15 protein-coding genes are annotated in these 15,566 nt (G+C 60.5%); 5 read left to right on the top strand and 10 right to left on the bottom strand.

Annotation, left to right across the window (positions count from 1 at the left end; all coding sequences use genetic code 11):
• The first annotated feature begins 146 nt into the window (after window positions 1-146).
• Entirely contained in the window at window positions 147-1,817 is a 1,671-nt protein-coding gene (gene leuA, locus PU683_RS04550) for a 2-isopropylmalate synthase (RefSeq protein ID WP_277170349.1), read from the top strand.
• Here the strand turns inward: leuA and PU683_RS04545 are convergent.
• The 7 genes from PU683_RS04545 to PU683_RS04515 all read right to left on the bottom strand — a co-directional run bounded on the left by PU683_RS04545 (window position 1,807) and on the right by PU683_RS04515 (window position 9,211).
• Window positions 1,807-2,568, bottom strand: a complete 762-nt coding sequence (locus tag PU683_RS04545; RefSeq protein WP_277170348.1) for an AraC family transcriptional regulator — start codon at window positions 2,566-2,568, stop codon at window positions 1,807-1,809. The two genes, leuA and PU683_RS04545, sit on opposite strands and share 11 nt — an antisense overlap.
• Before the next feature lie 62 nt (window positions 2,569-2,630).
• Window positions 2,631-3,377 carry an IucA/IucC family C-terminal-domain containing protein gene (locus tag PU683_RS04540; RefSeq protein WP_277170347.1) on the bottom strand — a complete coding sequence of 249 codons (747 nt, stop codon included), beginning with the start codon at window positions 3,375-3,377 and terminating at the stop codon, window positions 2,631-2,633.
• A complete protein-coding gene (locus PU683_RS04535; protein ID WP_277170493.1) occupies window positions 3,364-4,161 on the bottom strand; it encodes an ABC transporter ATP-binding protein in 798 nt (265 codons plus the stop codon). The genes PU683_RS04540 and PU683_RS04535 overlap by 14 nt, the downstream gene beginning before the upstream one ends.
• Window positions 4,162-4,172: 11 nt before the next feature.
• Window positions 4,173-5,204 carry a FecCD family ABC transporter permease gene (locus PU683_RS04530; RefSeq protein WP_277170346.1) on the bottom strand — a complete coding sequence of 344 codons (1,032 nt, stop codon included), beginning with the start codon at window positions 5,202-5,204 and terminating at the stop codon, window positions 4,173-4,175.
• On the bottom strand, window positions 5,194-6,180 hold the full coding sequence (locus PU683_RS04525) for a FecCD family ABC transporter permease (RefSeq protein WP_277170344.1): 987 nt from the start codon (window positions 6,178-6,180) through the stop codon (window positions 5,194-5,196). The genes PU683_RS04530 and PU683_RS04525 overlap by 11 nt, the downstream gene beginning before the upstream one ends.
• Window positions 6,177-7,076 carry an ABC transporter substrate-binding protein gene (locus PU683_RS04520; protein ID WP_277170343.1) on the bottom strand — a complete coding sequence of 300 codons (900 nt, stop codon included), beginning with the start codon at window positions 7,074-7,076 and terminating at the stop codon, window positions 6,177-6,179. The genes PU683_RS04525 and PU683_RS04520 overlap by 4 nt, the downstream gene beginning before the upstream one ends.
• Window positions 7,077-7,114: 38 nt before the next feature.
• A complete protein-coding gene (locus tag PU683_RS04515) occupies window positions 7,115-9,211 on the bottom strand; it encodes a TonB-dependent receptor (protein ID WP_277170342.1) in 2,097 nt (698 codons plus the stop codon).
• Window positions 9,212-9,494: 283 nt separating this feature from the next.
• Here PU683_RS04515 and PU683_RS04510 point away from each other — a divergent pair, with 283 nt between their 5' ends.
• The 3 genes from PU683_RS04510 to PU683_RS04500 are packed head-to-tail and all read left to right on the top strand — an operon-like array spanning window position 9,495 to window position 11,758.
• On the top strand, window positions 9,495-9,923 hold the full coding sequence (locus tag PU683_RS04510; RefSeq protein WP_277170341.1) for a DUF2231 domain-containing protein: 429 nt from the start codon (window positions 9,495-9,497) through the stop codon (window positions 9,921-9,923).
• Entirely contained in the window at window positions 9,920-11,218 is a 1,299-nt protein-coding gene (locus tag PU683_RS04505) for a PQQ-dependent sugar dehydrogenase (RefSeq protein WP_277170340.1), read from the top strand. The genes PU683_RS04510 and PU683_RS04505 overlap by 4 nt, the downstream gene beginning before the upstream one ends.
• A 60-nt stretch (window positions 11,219-11,278) precedes the next feature.
• On the top strand, window positions 11,279-11,758 hold the full coding sequence (locus PU683_RS04500) for a tetratricopeptide repeat protein (RefSeq protein WP_277170339.1): 480 nt from the start codon (window positions 11,279-11,281) through the stop codon (window positions 11,756-11,758).
• Between the two features lie 23 nt (window positions 11,759-11,781).
• On the opposite strand, the gene PU683_RS04495 is transcribed toward PU683_RS04500, so the two are convergent.
• The 3 genes from PU683_RS04495 to PU683_RS04485 are packed head-to-tail and all read right to left on the bottom strand — an operon-like array spanning window position 11,782 to window position 14,737.
• Window positions 11,782-12,561 (bottom strand): ABC transporter ATP-binding protein, encoded by a 780-nt coding sequence (locus PU683_RS04495; protein ID WP_277170337.1) that lies wholly within the window; start codon window positions 12,559-12,561, stop codon window positions 11,782-11,784.
• Window positions 12,558-13,586: a FecCD family ABC transporter permease gene (locus PU683_RS04490; protein WP_277170492.1), complete on the bottom strand. Its 1,029-nt coding sequence runs from the start codon at window positions 13,584-13,586 to the stop codon at window positions 12,558-12,560. Before PU683_RS04490 ends, PU683_RS04495 begins: the two co-directional genes overlap by 4 nt.
• Window positions 13,587-13,618: 32 nt before the next feature.
• The gene (locus tag PU683_RS04485) at window positions 13,619-14,737 is read right to left on the bottom strand and encodes an ABC transporter substrate-binding protein (RefSeq protein ID WP_277170334.1); all 1,119 of its coding nucleotides are present in this window, start codon (window positions 14,735-14,737) and stop codon (window positions 13,619-13,621) included.
• 205 nt (window positions 14,738-14,942) lie between these two features.
• On the opposite strand from PU683_RS04485, the gene PU683_RS04480 reads away from it, so the two are divergent.
• Window positions 14,943-15,371 (top strand): hypothetical protein, encoded by a 429-nt coding sequence (locus PU683_RS04480; RefSeq protein ID WP_277170333.1) that lies wholly within the window; start codon window positions 14,943-14,945, stop codon window positions 15,369-15,371.
• Window positions 15,372-15,566: the final 195 nt, after the last annotated feature.

Here is a 15,566-nt window from a genome sequence, read left to right as displayed (position 1 = left end):
GCTCCCCGTAGGCCCGATAAGCGCAGCGCCATCGGGCATCCCTTTCCCTGCGGGTTGTCACTTTTACGCAACAGGTTGTCAGCTGCGCGGGCGCGTGCATCTGCTGCGGTGTGGAAACTAAAAGCCCACCCTGCGGAGAGCCAAAAATGTTAACTAACCCTGCTGAAAAATATCACCCTCATGCCCCGCTGCCGCTGCGCGATCGCCGCTGGCCGGATAAGACTTTGACCCACGCGCCGCGCTGGTTGTCGACGGATTTACGCGACGGCAACCAGGCCCTCGCCGAGCCAATGGATGCGGCGCGCAAACTGAAATTCTGGGATTTACTGCTGGAGTGTGGTTTTAAGGAGATTGAGGTCGCCTTCCCCTCCGCTTCGCAAACAGACTTTAACTTTGTGCGCCAGCTGATCGAAGAGCAGCGCATCCCTGCGGATGTCACCATTCAAGTGTTAACCCAGGCGCGGGAAGATCTGATTCGCCGCACCTTTGAATCCTTGCAGGGCGCGCACCGCGCGACCGTGCACCTCTACAACGCCACCGCGCCGGTGTTCCGCGAGCAGGTTTTTCGCCAGAGCAAAGAGGAGATCGTCACGCTGGCGGTCAACGCGGCGCGGCAAATCCGCACGCAGTGCGAAGCCGCACCAGAAACGCAGTGGGTGTTCCAGTATTCGCCGGAGACCTTCTGCTTCACCGAAGCGGAGTTCGCGCTGGCGATTTGCGAAGCGGTGGCCGATGTCTGGCAGCCGGACGCCACCAGGCCAATGATTATCAACCTGCCGGCCACCGTTGAAGTGAGCATGCCCAATGTCTATGCCGACCAGATTGAGCACTTCTGCCGCCACTTCTCGCGCCGTGAGCAGGTGTGCATCAGCGTGCATACCCATAACGATCGCGGCACCGGCATCGCCAGCGCCGAGCTGGCGCTGCTGGCAGGCGCAGAGCGGGTTGAAGGCTGCCTGTTCGGCAACGGCGAGCGCACCGGTAATGCCGATCTGGTGACGCTGGCGCTTAATCTCTACACCCAGGGCATTGCGCCGGGCCTTGAGTTCAGCCAGATGAAAAAGGTGGTGGAGGTGGTCGAAGAGTGTAACCAGCTGCCGGTTGCGCCACGCCACCCCTACGCCGGAGAGCTGGTCTTTACCGCCTTTTCCGGCTCGCATCAGGATGCGATTAAGAAAGGATTCGCCGTGCGGCAAACGCGCCCTGAAGCGATCTGGCAGGTGCCCTATCTGCCGCTCGACCCGGCGGATATCGGCTGTAGCTACGAAGCGGTTATCCGCGTGAACAGCCAGTCGGGCAAGAGCGGCGCGGCCTGGCTGCTGGAGCAGAACCACGGCCTCTCTTTGCCGCGTAAACTTCAGCAAGCGTTCAGCGGGCTTGTACAGCAGGCGGCGGACAGCGCAGGCAAAGAGATGTCGCAAATGGCGATCTGGAACCTGTTTCGCCAGACCTATGGCCTGGTGGATCAGCCGCCGCTAACGTTGATTGAGTATGTCTGTACCAACCAGCCGGGGCAGCGCACCACCCTGCAGGCAGAAATCCGCTGGCATAACGAGACGCTGAAGCTGGATGCGACGGGCAACGGTTTTCTCTCGGCGGCGTTAACCGCGCTCTGCCGCAGCCTGCGCGTGGAGATCAATATTGAGAGCTACCACGAACATACGCTCGGCAAACACAGCGACAGCCGCTCGGTGGCCTATGTCTGCTGCGCCAACGCGCGCGGCGAGCGCGCATGGGGCGTCAGTATTGACAGCGATATTACCCGCGCGTCACTACAGGCAGTGCTTAACGCCGCGCAACCTTTTATCACTGCGTAAAATAGTCGCCGGGGGACACCCCCATCACCCGGCGAAACATGGCGCTAAAGGCGCTGGGGGTGGCATAGCCGCACTCCAGCGCCACCTGCGTCACCGGCTCGCCGTTCGCCAGCCGTGTCAGGGCGATCAGCAACCGCGCGCGGCGTACCCATTCGCTAAACTGCAATCCGGTCTGCTGGTAGAAGTGGCGCGCGAGCGTGCGCCCGCTCATGTTCACCTGCTGCGCAGCGTACTCCAGCGTCCACGCCTGCGTCGGTATTTGCCGTATTGCGTCGCACAAAGGCTTTAAGCGCGCCGAAGTGGGCTCCGGCAGGCAAAACGGCAGCGTATTCATCAACCGGATCTCATCCAGAATCAGCTCATAGATGCGCTCCGCGCGGCTGCCGGGCTGGTAGCTCGCATCCAGCCGCAGCGCCTCGACCATCAGGGCGCGCAGCAGATCGTTGACGCGCACCACCTGGCACACCACCGGCAGATCGGCTCTCGCCAGCGGCTCGACAAACACCCCGCGCGCCTGCACATCGCCCTCAATAAACAGCGTGTGCACGACCTGCGCCGGGATCCACACGCCGCGCCCGGGCGGCACAATCCAGATCCCCTGCGCCGTCTCGACGCGGATGACGCCGCTCAGCGTGTGGATCAACTGGTCGCAGGGATGCGTATGCCACGGTTCATGCTCCCCGTGCCGGTAGTCATGGGCGTAAGGGATCAATGCGCGGTGGGAAAAATCGAGTACGAATGTCTGTTTCACGGCATAACCGTCGGCGATGTATCAGGAAGCCCTACCATAATCACCGATGCACATGCTGTCACCTACTTAACCCGGCAGAGCGGGCAGTTGCGGCAATACTCCACCGGCTGAGATGCTTTGTAATAGAAACAGCAGGTGCGGCGAAAGCGCACGGCCTCGCCTGCGCCATTGCGCTGTGCCGGGCGGCGAAAACGCTTAAGCGGGTTCGCGTTCAGGCCGAACAGCGCCGGGTCGGCCTCAGCAATCAGCCAGGCGAAATCCGCCTGCTGACGCGCGGCCTGCGCTTTGTTAAGCCCCTCCATGCGCCCTTCATAGAGCGAGTAGACGCGCACCGCGCAGTTCTCCCAGAGGATGTGGGCTGGCACTCCGCTTACCGCTGAAAGAGAGTGCCAGAGCGGCGCGATAACGTCGCGAAACAGCCCGCCAACCACCTTTTCGCGCCACGCCTCCCGTGCGCCGGGCGCATAGCCGGTAATGGTGAGCGCCGCAGGCAATGACGAGGTCCACAGGCCGTTGTCATGGGCATACTCCAGACGGCTGGCGTCGAGGGAGAGATGCAGCCCTTTATCAAACACGCTCATGGCATAGAGCACATTTCCGGTCAGCAGAAACGACAGCCGCTTGGCCAGCAGCGACGCGGCGATGGCGCGATCCGGCGCACCCATCAGCGGCATAATCGTATCGAGCAGGTCGGCGCAGATGCGGGGTTCCAGCATCTCGCTACTCACCACGCTGCGCGCATCGGCCTCTTCCAGCGCGCGCAGGCGAAACGCCTTACGCAGGTAAGCAAGTTCATCAGGGTTCAGCATGGCGATCACCGGGAAAGGGAATGCACATCGGCGTATGGAAAAAGGGATTGTCAATGATGCGACAGCGCAGGTTAAAGACGTGGCTGACCAGCGCTTCGGTCATGATCTGCTGCGGCGCGCCCTCGGCAACTACCTGCCCTGCGCGGATGGCGACCAGATGATCGGCGTAGCGGCAGGCGAGATTGAGATCGTGCAGCACCATAATGATGGTTTTGCCCTGCCGCCGGTTGAGATCGCGCAGCAGCTCAAGGATCTCGATCTGGTGAGCCAGATCGAGCCAGGTGGTCGGCTCATCGAGCAGCAGGGTGTCGGTGGCCTGCGCTAATGTCATCGCAATCCATACCCGCTGACGCTGGCCGCCGGAGAGAGCGTCGACCGGGCGATGCTGCAAGGTTGTCGTCGCGGTTAAGCGCAGCGCCTCATCAACATGGAAATCATCCTCAGTTGACCACTGTCGCAGCCAGTTTTGATAGGGAAAACGCCCAAGGCTCACCAGCTGGCGTACGGTGATGCCTTCGGGTGCCACCGGCGTTTGCGGCAGAATCGCCAGCTTGCGCGCCACTTTTGTGCTGGAACTGGCATGAATATCCATCCCGTCGAGCGTGACCGCGCCAGATTGCGGCGTCAGCAGGCGCGCCATCGCTTTCAGTAGCGAGCTTTTCCCGCAGCCGTTGCTGCCAATCAGCACCGAGACTTTGCCCGCCGGCAGGGTTAAATCGAGTGCGTCGATTACCTGCCGCTGCGCATAGCTGACGCTCAGTTTTTCCGTTATCAGAGACACAATTTCCCCATTGCTTACGAACGCTGCCTTATTAACAGCCAAAGAAAGAGCGGCGCGCCGGCCAGCGCGACAAAGATCCCGGCAGGCAGATCGGCGGGGCGAAACAGCGTGCGCGCCAGCAGATCGGCCACCACCACCATGCTGCCGCCGCTGCACGTCGCGACATACGCCTGGCTGAAGATGCCCTGCGCCACCACCAGCCGGGCAAGATGGGGGGCCACCAGCCCGACAAAGGCCATCGCCCCGACCTGCGCCACCGCGCTGCCAGAGAGCGCCACGCAGGCCAGCAACAGCAGGAGGCGAATGGCATTTACCCGGACGCCCAGCCCGGTTGCCAGCGCATCCTCAAGCTGCAGCGCCTTCAGGTAGCGCAGCAAAACGACCAGCAGCGGCAGCGCCCACAGATAGAAAGCGAGCAAGTGCAGCACCTTCGGCCAGCTGGCGGCATAGACGCTGCCGCTCAGCCACACCCACGCGGAAAAGGTGGTGGTCAGCGGGCTGAAGACGAGGATCAGCGTCACCACCGCGCCCGCCAGTGCCGAAACGCCGACACCGGTGAGGATCATGCGCAGCGGCGTTAACCCACGGCGCGCGCTTAAGAGAAAGATCAGCCCAACGGCGCAGGCTGCGCCGCCCATCGCGGCATACGGCATGCCCGCGCTGCCGTGACGCAGGCTAAAGAGGGTGAGCCACAGTAGCGCACCGGCGCTGGCGCCCGAGGTGACGCCAAGGGTGTCCGGCGAGGCGAGCGGATTGCGCACGAGGGTTTGTAAAATCAACCCGGCAAGCCCCAGCCCGCCGCCCGCCAGTAGTGCCAGCGCCACGCGCGGCAGACGCAACTCATGCAGAATAAAATGCCCGGCGCTGTTATCTGTTAGCACCAGTAAGCGAAGGGTGTGCAGCAGCGGGATCGGTACATCGCCGACGCTCAGCGCCACCAGCGCAAGCAACGCGGTAAGCAGCGAGCAACTCGCCATGATCAGCACCTGGCGGCGCGAGTAGAGCCGGGCAAACGCGCCGCAGCGAAAGAGTGCGCTATCCGGCATGCTGCCCCCGGCGCTGCGCCAGCAGGATAAAAAAGGGTGCACCGAGCAGCGCGGTCATCACCCCGACCGGTACCTCCTGCGGCAGGATCACCACCCGCGCGGCGAGATCCGCCGCCAGCAGCAGCAACGCGCCCAGCAGCGCGCAGGCAGGAAGCAGGGTGCGTACATCACTGCCGAAAAGTTGCCGGGCGATGTGCGGCACAATCAGCCCGACAAAGCCGATATTGCCCGCCAGCGCCACCGCGCAGCCCGCCAGCCCGACCACCAGCACGCTGGCCAGCAGGCGCACGCGCATAATGTTCTGCCCCAGCCCGCGGGCAATCTCTTCCCCCGCGTTGAGTACCCCCATCTGCCCGCCGCAGAGCATGGCGATAATCAGCAGCAGCCCGCCCGGCAGCAGCATCGGGTAGAGATGCGCGAGATCGTTGCCCGCCAGGCTTCCCGCCAGCCAGAAGAGCATGGTGTCGAGGCTCTCCTGATCCATCACCAGAATCGCCTGGGTAAAGGCGTTACACAGCGCGGTGATCGCCACCCCCGCCAGCACCAGCCGCAGCGGGTTAAGCTGACCGCTGCTTCTCTGGCTGGCAAACCACACCAGTGAACCGGTGAGGCACGCGCCGGTAAACGCCAGCAGCAGAGTTACCCACGCGTTGCCAACGCTGAACAACGCGCCCGCCAGCACAATCAGTAGCGCCGCGCCCGCATTGACGCCAAACAGCCCCGGCGAGGCGAGCGGGTTGCGCGTCAGCGCCTGCATCAACGCCCCCGCGACGGCGAGGAAGGCACCCACCCCCGCCGCCAGCAGCGTGCGCGGTAAGCGCGAGGTGTGAATAATCACATCACGTGCGTGGGTGGCATCCGGCTGCCACAGCGCGCGGGCAATCTCGCCAGGCGAGTAGAACTGCGTGCCGACCATTACGCTGAGCGCCGCCATCACCAGCAGCAGCAAAAAGCAGAGCAGAAAGCGCCCCTTCATGCCCCCTCCTCGCGCAGCGCGGCGTCGACATCATCAAGCATGTGATTAGCGCCAAGAATGCCGCCGGACAAACTCCACGGCACGCTGTCCACCGTCCAGAGCCGCTGCGCCTTCACCGCCCGCAGCTGCTGCCAGAGCGGGTGCGTGGTCAGCGCCTGGTACTGGCGCATGATGGCCGCGCTCTCGGTGCGCAGTAAAATGAAGAAGAGATCGGCATCGAGCAGCGGAATATTCTCAAAGCCTGAGAAGCGCAGCGAGGAGCTGCGCGCCTGTTGCGCCGCGCTGTTCCAGCCAAAACCCAGTTCGCTCATTACCGAGCCGGGAAAACTGGCGGCGACGTAGCTGCGTATATGATCCGGACGCACCTCGATAACCGACACCGTCGGCGGCACGGCAAAATGGTGCTCAATGCGCACGCGCAGGGCCGTTACACGGCTCTGCCACTGGCGCAGCAGCGCGCTGGCGCGCTGTTCAAGGCCGAGCCTGGCGCCAACCACGCTGAGGGTTTTTTTGAACTCAAAGACATCGTCGAGCAGCGCCACCGGGGCGATTTTCATCATCAGCGGTGCGACATCCTGGTGGCGAAAACGCGAGGCGAAGATGATATCGGGCTTCAGTAGCACCATCTTTTCCAGTTGCGGCTGCGTCTCCAGCCCGAGCTGCGGCACATGCAAGAAGCGCGGGCGCAGGTAGCGGTAGACCGGTTTTTCCGCCCAGGATTCAACCATGCCGCAGGGCGTTACGCCGAGGGCGGCCAGGCTGTCCGTCGCCCCCTGAAAGAGTGAAACGGCGCGCGGCAAAGCTGACGGTGCGGCAAACAGGCCGGGGGCGATGCCATAAAGCAGCATCGCTTGCAGGCCGCGCCGTCGTGAAAGTGAGATATTCAGGCTATTCATCCGTTACGCTGCCGCTCCCGCAAGGGGAGCGGTGACCATCAGAAGTTGAGGCTGTATCCGAGTGTGGCCGTGCGGCCCCGCCCGGCGAAGTAGCGATCCGGATCGACCGAGGCGCTTTGCGAATAGTAGGTGACATACTGCTTGTTGAGCAGGTTGGAGATGCCAAGACTTAGCTGACCGTAAGGCAGCTTGTAGCCGACCGCCGCATCGACAATCGCATAGCCGGAGAAATCCTTCTCCTCGTCGTCAAATTTTTTACTCAGCGCCCAGTTAGCCTGCAAGAAAGTGCTCAGTTCAGCGTTCCAGTTCGCTGACCAGCTGGCGATGATGCGATCCGGGGCGATATTGAGGCCGTCGAGTTTGGCATCGAGGCTGCCGTTACCGTCACTGTCGTAGCGACCGCGCATGTGCGACCACGCCAGGTTCAGCTTGTGGTCAGCATTCGGCGCGTAGCCCGCGCTCACTTCAACGCCATCGATCTCGGTCTTTTCACGCCGCGCGACAAAAGCGTCGTTTTGCAACTCAACGCGGCTGCCCAGTTTGGAGGTCGACTTGTAGTAGCTGGCCTCAAAATCGAACGGTGCCTGCTGGATGCGGAAACCCACTTCGCTGTTTTTAGTAATGATCGGTTGCAGGCTGGTGTAGTCGCTCAGCTTCACGCCCGGCGTGTCGATACCGCGCAGAACGCGGCCCACATCCGGCACGGTAAAGCCTTCGCTGTAGCTGGCAAACAGGCTCAGCGGCGTCACCGGCGTCCAGACAATCCCGGCGTTGTAGAGGGTTTCATCAAACGACGGCGTACCGCCTTCAACCGTGACGCGATCGTTGGCCCACACCGTCTGGTAACTGTCGATCTTCAGGCGCGCATATTCGTAGCGCATCCCGCCGCTCAGTTTGACCGATTCAATCGGCGCGTACTCCAGTTGCAGGAAGGGCGAGAGATCGGTGTAGTTGATCTCCGGCACATAGGTGCGCCCGGTGCCCCAGAGATCCTGTTTCGAGTTATCAAACAGCGTGTCGAAGCCCACCGTCGCCTTAATGCGATCGTCCCAGATATCATCTTTCGTCAGGGCGATTTTGCTGCCGTACTTATCGGTATAGGCGCGGCTCTGATCGTAGAGCGTGCCGATCGGCGCAATCGCCGGGTCCTGGAAGGAAGCGGAGTTGGTGGCGCCAAACAGCGCTTCGTAGCGCTGATAGTAGGCCAGCGCAGTCAGCTTCATGCCGGCGAGGTTGTAGTTATCGTAGGTGGTGCCTACGGTCCAGACATCGTTATGCGGCGCAGTGCCTTCCGGCGTGCCTTTACGTGAGGTGGTTAATCTGCCCGCGTCGCGATCGCCGGTGACGCTGAGATAGTTATCCTTATTTTTCAGCCGGTAGCGGTTGAGGCTTAACTGCACGCGCTGGTCGTTATCGAGCCAGTACCCCACTTTCGCCAGCAGATCCCATGCGCGGGAATCCATCAAATCGCCCTGCGTGTTATCGACGCCAATGGCGTGATTATTCGCATCTTTGAACAGCCCCTGATCTTCATAGCTGAGGGCGAAGAGGTAGTCGAGATACTCCTCGCTGCCATTGATGCTGTAGTTGGTTTTGTAGGCCAGCGTGTCGTGATTAAGCTCAGAGGTCGGCGTGGTGGTTTCGATGCTGAAGTGCTGGTTGGCCGTGCCCGGTTTTGCGCGTTTGGTGATGATGTTAATCACCCCGCCGGTCGCGCCCACGCCGTTACTGGTATTGGCCCCTTTGATCACCTCAATGCGCTCAATCATTGAGGCATCGACGGTGTGCATTTCACGCCCGGTCGGGCGCAGCGGGTTGGATTGCGGAATACCGTCAATCATCACCAGCGGCGTGCGCCCGCGCAGCGTCTCGCCGCTGCCGGACATCTTCTGCCGCGACGGCGAAAACGACGGCAGCAGGTTGCTTAAGATCTGCGAAGTATCAGAGGTGAGCTGGCGCTGCTGGGCAATCTCCTTTTCAGTGATCACTTTGATCACCTGCGGGGAGTCATTGCGCGAGCCGTCGGTGCGCGTAGCCGTTACAACCACATCTTCTTCACTGCTTGTCGCATCCTGCGCATAAAGCGGCGACGCGATGACCAGAGTAAGCGCGCCGTATAAAGGGGAAAATCGCATGCAAACAACCCTCAATGTAATATCCCGCCGCACGGGCGAAGATCATCCGTAACAACATCAAATAAGAATAATAAGAAACAATTTGAGACCGATTATCATTATCAATAACTCAATGTAAAGTGAATATTTCCGCGACGAAACTTATAACTGTGCAGAATGCGTTATGGCGCACAAGGCTGCTAACAAACCGCCGTTTCACATTATTTTGTCTACCCTTTATCAGGCACGTTCTGTGGCTTGAGTCAGGGTCACGTCCCGATCCCCCGTTCACTAAGGAAGACCAATGCAAACTACCTCCGGACCATCGCGGGTCGCCATTGCGCTCTATGAACTGTTAAACCCCCTGCCGCTCGGCTTTTTCACCGCCGCGTGGATCTTCGATATTCTCTATCTCAAATCCTTTCAGATTATGTGGACCGACGCGGCAAGCTGGCTTATCGCCATCGGGCTGGTGCTGGCAATTGTGCCGCGGCTGATCAATCTGATGCAGGTGTGGATCACTCAACGCCCGCTGGCAACGGCGGCGGTGAAGATCCACTTCTGGCTCTGGCTGGTTGCCATTGTGCTGGCGATTTTCAACGCCTTTGTTCACAGCCGGGACGCCTACGCCGTGGTGCCGCTGGGGGTGATCCTCTCCACCGCCGTGGTGGCACTACTACTGATTGCTAACGTTCAGCTTGCCCTTCGCACCCGAAAAGGAGTGATCGCATGAGAATTCACCGCAAAACACTCCTCGCCTTTACGCTCACCGCGCTGCTGGCCGGCTGCGATCAGGGCGCCAGCCTCGATCCCGCGAAGCAAGTGGGGCCAAACCCTGAGCTGCCGAAAGCGCAAAACTTCCTGATGCCGCCGATGCAGGTGCCGGAAGGGGTAGCGTGGAAAGAGGGAGAGATGCCAAAAGTGGCCCAGGGGCTGAAGATAGAGAAAGTCGCCGATGGCCTGCAACACCCGCGTCAGGTCTATGTTCTGCCGAATAACGATGTGCTGGTGGCGGAAGCCAACGGCCCGGCGAAGCCGACCACGCGCCCGAAACAGCTCATCATGGGCGTAGTGCAGAAAGCCTCCGGCAAAGGCGGCCCCGGTGGGAATCGCATCACCCTGCTGCGTAATGTCGACGGCAAATGGCATAAGCACACCTTTATTGAAAACCTGCACTCGCCGTTCGGTATTCAGCTGATCGGCAAAACCCTGTGGGTGGCTAATGCCGACAGCCTGGTGAAATTCCCCTATCAGAAAGGACAAACGACCATCACCGCGCCGGGCGAAGTGGTAACGGAACTGCCGGGCGGGCCGATTAACCACCACTGGACCAAATCCCTGCTCGCCAGCCCCGATGGCAGCAAACTCTATGTCGGCGTTGGCTCCAACAGCAACATCACCGAGAACGGCATCGGCGCCGAATACCGCCGTGCGGCGGTGCTGGAGGTGGATGCCGCAACCGGGGCGAGCCGCATCTTCGCCAGCGGCCTGCGTAACCCGACAGGGTTGCAGTGGGAGCCAGAGAGCGGCGCATTGTGGGCTATCGTCAACGAACGTGACGAAATTGGCTCCGATCTGGTGCCCGATTACATGACCTCGGTGCAGGAGAAAGGTTTCTACGGCTGGCCCTACAGCTACTTCGGGCAGCATGTGGACGAGCGCGTTCAGCCGCCGCGCCCGGATCTGGTGAAGCAGGCGATCAAGCCTGATTACGCGCTCAGCTCCCACGTCGCCCCGCTTGGCCTGCTCTTCTACACCGGCGACAATATGCCGCAATACCGCGGCGGCGCGTTTGTCAGCGAGCACGGCAGCTGGAACCGTAAGCCACTTAACGGTTATCAGGTGGTATGGGTGAAGTTTGAAAACGGCAAGCCGGTCGGGCAACCGCAGCCGGTGGTAAGCGGTTTTCTTACCGACGATGAGAAGCAGGTGCGTGGCCTTCCGGTTGGCCTGGCGATGGATAAGCAGGGCGGCGTCCTGATTGCCGACGATGCCGGTAACACCATCTGGCGGGTCAGCGCGCGCTAACCTTGTGGCTGCCTGCCGCCTCGCTTATAACATAGCCTCTACATGTTTAAGGAGAGGCCGATGGAAAGCAGGTTGCAGGCAGCCATTGCGCTGCGTAAAGCGGGCGAGCATGAGAAGAGTCGCGAGACCTTAAAGGCGCTTGCCGATGAACCGGCGCTGCGCGCGCAGGCGTTACTTAATATCGCCTGGTCGTTTGATAACGAAGGCCGCGAACGCGATGCCGAAGGGTATTATCTGGCGGCCATTGAGGCCGGGCTTGATGATGAAGATGAGTTTGAAGCGCGCTTTGGTCTCGCCTCAACCTGGCGCTGCCTCGGGAGATACCCGCAGGCAAAAGCGCAGTTTGAGGAGATTATCGCCCGCTGGCCACAGGCGACCGAAGTGCCGCCCTTTTATGCGCTCTGCCTGCACAATCTGGGCGAACACGACGCCGCGCTCGCCCTGCTGCTGGAGTCCATTGTGCAAAATCCCGACGCCCGCACAGCCCCCTACGCTGACGTTCTGCGCCGCTACGCGCAGAACCCGCATCAGCGCTGGTGAGCTGGCGATGCGGCGGCTTACGCTCAGCTTAAACCGTCAATAATTACCTGTTTCATCCCCTGCGAGCAGGGTTCAACCCTCCCGCGCACACCGTACACCTCAGCCAGGGTGTGCGGGGTGATCACCTCGCCCGGATCGCCCTCGGCCACCAGCTGGCCCTTTTTCAGGATCAGCACATGGTCACCGTGGCGCAGCGCGATATTGATATCGTGCACGACCACGACGGTGACGATATTGCGGCGTTCGGTTTCGCGCTTCACCAGATCCATCACATGAAATTGATAGTTAAGATCCAGCGCGCTGAGCGGCTCATCAAGCAGCAGCAGTGAGGGCTGGCGGATCAGCGACTGCGCCAGACCGACCAGCTGTTTCTGCCCGCCGGAGAGCTGATCGAGATAGTGCAGCGCCAGGTGCTCAATACCCAGCTGGCGCAACAGTGCCATCACCTGCGCCTGCTGCTCGGCGCTGTGCAGCCCGCCCGACGCGCGCTGCGCCACGATGATCGACTCCAGCACATGCAGATGCACGCCCGCCGGCAGCGACTGTGGCAGGTAAACCACCTGTTCGGCGCGTCTGGCGAAGGGCTGCGTGAGCAGATCCTCACCATCCAGGCACAGTTCCCCCTGGGCTTTATTCAGCCCGGCCATTGCGCGCAGCAGCGTCGATTTCCCGCTGCCGTTAGGCCCGAGCAGAATCGTCACTTTGCCACGCGGCAGAGTGTCGATCGCCAGATCCTCAATAATCGGCTGTTTATGGTAGCCCGCGCTAAACCCGCGCAGGGATAGGCCGGACTGCGGGCTCATACACTCCCCCGGTGACGCACAATAATGGTGATAAAGAACGGCACACCGACCAGCGAGGTGACGATGCCAACCGGGATGATGACGCCATCAATCAGGTTCTTGGAGACAATCGACGCCAGCGACAGCACCAGCGCGCCAGTCAACGCACTGCCAGGAAGATAGAAGCGGTGATCTTCGCCAAACAGCATGCGCGCAATGTGCGGGGCGACAAGGCCGATAAAGCCAATCGGCCCGACAAACGCCACCGACAGCGCCGATAAAATACTGATGCGCAGCAGCGTCGTCAGCCGCAGGCGGCGCACGTTGATACCGAAGCTGATGGCGCGATCTTCACCCAGACGCAACGAGGTGAGCTTCCACGAGCTGAGCAGCGACAGCGGCATGATCACCAACAGTGCGAGCAGCAGAATGCCGAGCTTATCCCACGAGGCGCGGGCAATGCTGCCCATCGTCCAGAACACCAGCCCCTGCAACGTATCCTCATTGGCGATAAATTGCAGCATCGACACCAGCGCATTAAAGGTGAAGACCAGCGCAATACCAAACAGCACCACGCCGGAGGTCGCCACCTGCGTCCAGCGGGTAATGCCATCCAGCATCAGCGCCGCCAGCAGCGCGAAGATAAAGGCGTTAGCCGAGATAAACCACTGGGCGGGTATACCGGGAATGCCGATGCCGAGCACAATCGCCAGCGCCGCGCCAAAGGCCGCCGCCGAGGAGACACCGAGTGTAAACGGGCTGGCGAGCGGGTTATTGAGGATGGTCTGCATCTCGGCACCCGCAAGCCCCAGCGTTAAGCCGACGACAATCGCCATCAGCGCGTAGGGCATGCGGATATCCCAGACAATCACCCGCGTCCCGGCATCCATACTCTGCGGATGAAGCAAAGTCTGCCACAGCACATTGAGCGACAGCCCGGAGGGGCCGAGGGTAAAATCGAGCAGCATTGAGGCGATAATCAACCCCGCCAGCAGTGCCAGCAGGCCAACGCGACGGCGGACTATCGCGCGGTAGTTGTCCATCAACGCGCCCGCATCAAGAGTGATACTCATGCTGTTTATTTGCCCTGTTGCCAGCTATAAACAAAGCCGTCATCCGGCAATTTGGTGAAGTTTTTGATGATGTGGTGGTAAGTTGCATCGGGATCGAGATCGGCAAACGCCTGCGGATAGATATCCTTCGCCAGATACTCCATGCCAACGATGTTGTAGGGGTGGTTATAGAAGTGGTGATAGATACCATACACGTGCTTCTGCGCCACCGCCGGGATCTGGCTGACGCCGGTGCGGCTCAGCAGCAGTTGCGCCTGCTTGTTCACCTCCTCCTGCGAGGCATTGAGGCCGAGCGGCAATACCTGGCCGTTGCCGCGTTTTGAGCCGGTCATGATATAGACATCCGGGTTGGCGCTGATGAGCTTCTCAAGGGAGATAAAACCGGTTGCGCCCGGCAGCAGCTCGGAGCCGAGGTTGGTTGCGCCAACCGCTTCCACCAGGCCGCCCCAGCCGCTGTGGCCGTGGGTAAAGCAGCAGCTGTCGGCTCTGCCCGCCAGCGCTTCGACAAACACTTTCGGCTTCGGCGTGATGGCGGCAGTTTTCTGCGTAATCGCCTGCTGATGCTGGCGATAGTAGGTGGTATAGGCTTCAGCGTTGCTTTCGCGGTTAAGCACTTTGCCCAGCAGGTCGATGCTCGGCGCGGTATCTTTAGCCGGGTTCACATTGTAATCGACAAACACGACCGGGATTTTCAGCGCCGTCAGCTTGTCGAGCACGCCACTGTCCGTCAGCGACGGTTTTGCGCGCAGCTGGGCAATCATCAGATCCGGCTGCTTTGCCAGCACGCTTTCGAGTTCGACATTCCCTTTGTCGCTAAAGCCCATATCGAGAATGGTTGCCGCTTCCGGCCAGCGGGTTTTCAGCATCTTCCAGCTTTCAATATCCTGCTTTTTCGCCAGATTGTTCCACGCTACCAGCCGCTTAAACGGGTTGTCGCGATCCAGCAACGCGAGGGTCATGATATCGCGACCATCCTGCAAAATGACGCGCTGCGGTTCATGTTCGAGCGTCACTTTGCGGCCGCTAAAATCGGTCACCGTCAGGGGATACTGCGTGGCCTGGGCGAGAACGGGCAGCGCGAGAAGCGCACCGAGAAGAAGCGTACTGCGGATTTTTCCATGCATGAAAGAGGTGTCCTGATGGTAATGAGAATTTTATACTTTTGATAATTATTATCATGTTTAGCTCAACAAAACCTATACGGTTTCAACAAATACATCCTTTTCTTAACATTCTGATTCTCTTTATCTTTTTCTGAAATGTTTTCTTACGGGTTTATACGCGGCGATGCTTTACCCTCATACTTTGCGTTATGCCGGATCTGCTGCCATGAAATACACCCTCTTCCTGCTATTGATGTTTATTGCCACCGCCCGCGCCGACGATGCGGTGAGGCTGAACTGCCCGACGCGCGGCGCGCTGACCGTCTCCTTTTTCGCCTACAGCCTGACGACCATGAAGTGGGGCGACCACTTCCAAATCGCCGCGGGCAAAGAGAGGGCGCATACCAAAGCGGGCGTGCCCTTCTGGAGCACCACCTTTCGCAACGGCGACAGCCTCGCCTACTTCCCGGATTCAAACCAGTACTACCTCTTTTATGCCGGCGATGAAGACCCGGAGCAGTGCAGCGAGGTAGGGAGCTTTGTTTACCCGGCGATCACCCCGCCGCGGTATGAAAAAGGGCACGATGATGTCGCCACGCAGGTGCAGGCTAACAGAGGAGAGAGTGAAGTGATTTTGCAGCACCCGTTCGCGTGATATGAGGGTTTTGCCGGATGGCGCGTAAACGCTTATCCGGCCTACGCTGTTTCAGCGGCTTCTCACCCGTAGGCCGGATAAGGCGTAGCCGCCATCCGGCAATGGGGTTTCAGCGGCTCCCCGCCCGTAGGCCGGATTAGGCGTAGCCGCCATCCGGCAATGGGGTTTCAGCGGCTCCCCGCCCGTAGGCCGGAT

Origin of the sequence: Candidatus Kosakonia sp. 282A-S69 (assembly GCF_029433855.1) — a bacterium.
Taxonomy (GTDB): Bacteria; Pseudomonadota; Gammaproteobacteria; order Enterobacterales; family Enterobacteriaceae; genus Kosakonia; species Kosakonia cowanii_A.
Note: the sequence above shows the minus strand (reverse complement) of the source record. Positions and strands in the feature narration are given on the sequence as shown.

Excerpts from the sequence above, each read along its gene's own strand:
- PU683_RS04515 (WP_277170342.1), bottom strand. The coding sequence starts at position 9,211 with ATGCGATTTTCCCCTTTATACGGCGCGCTTACTCTGGTCATCGCGTCG.
- PU683_RS04530 (WP_277170346.1), bottom strand. The coding sequence starts at position 5,204 with ATGCCGGATAGCGCACTCTTTCGCTGCGGCGCGTTTGCCCGGCTCTAC.
- PU683_RS04495 (WP_277170337.1), bottom strand. The coding sequence starts at position 12,561 with ATGAGCCCGCAGTCCGGCCTATCCCTGCGCGGGTTTAGCGCGGGCTAC.
- PU683_RS04540 (WP_277170347.1), bottom strand. The coding sequence starts at position 3,377 with ATGCTGAACCCTGATGAACTTGCTTACCTGCGTAAGGCGTTTCGCCTG.
- PU683_RS04525 (WP_277170344.1), bottom strand. The coding sequence starts at position 6,180 with ATGAAGGGGCGCTTTCTGCTCTGCTTTTTGCTGCTGCTGGTGATGGCG.
- PU683_RS04520 (WP_277170343.1), bottom strand. The coding sequence starts at position 7,076 with ATGAATAGCCTGAATATCTCACTTTCACGACGGCGCGGCCTGCAAGCG.
- PU683_RS04505 (WP_277170340.1), top strand. The coding sequence starts at position 9,920 with ATGAGAATTCACCGCAAAACACTCCTCGCCTTTACGCTCACCGCGCTG.
- PU683_RS04500 (WP_277170339.1), top strand. The coding sequence starts at position 11,279 with ATGGAAAGCAGGTTGCAGGCAGCCATTGCGCTGCGTAAAGCGGGCGAG.
- PU683_RS04485 (WP_277170334.1), bottom strand. The coding sequence starts at position 14,737 with ATGCATGGAAAAATCCGCAGTACGCTTCTTCTCGGTGCGCTTCTCGCG.
- leuA (WP_277170349.1), top strand. The coding sequence starts at position 147 with ATGTTAACTAACCCTGCTGAAAAATATCACCCTCATGCCCCGCTGCCG.
- PU683_RS04510 (WP_277170341.1), top strand. The coding sequence starts at position 9,495 with ATGCAAACTACCTCCGGACCATCGCGGGTCGCCATTGCGCTCTATGAA.
- PU683_RS04480 (WP_277170333.1), top strand. The coding sequence starts at position 14,943 with ATGAAATACACCCTCTTCCTGCTATTGATGTTTATTGCCACCGCCCGC.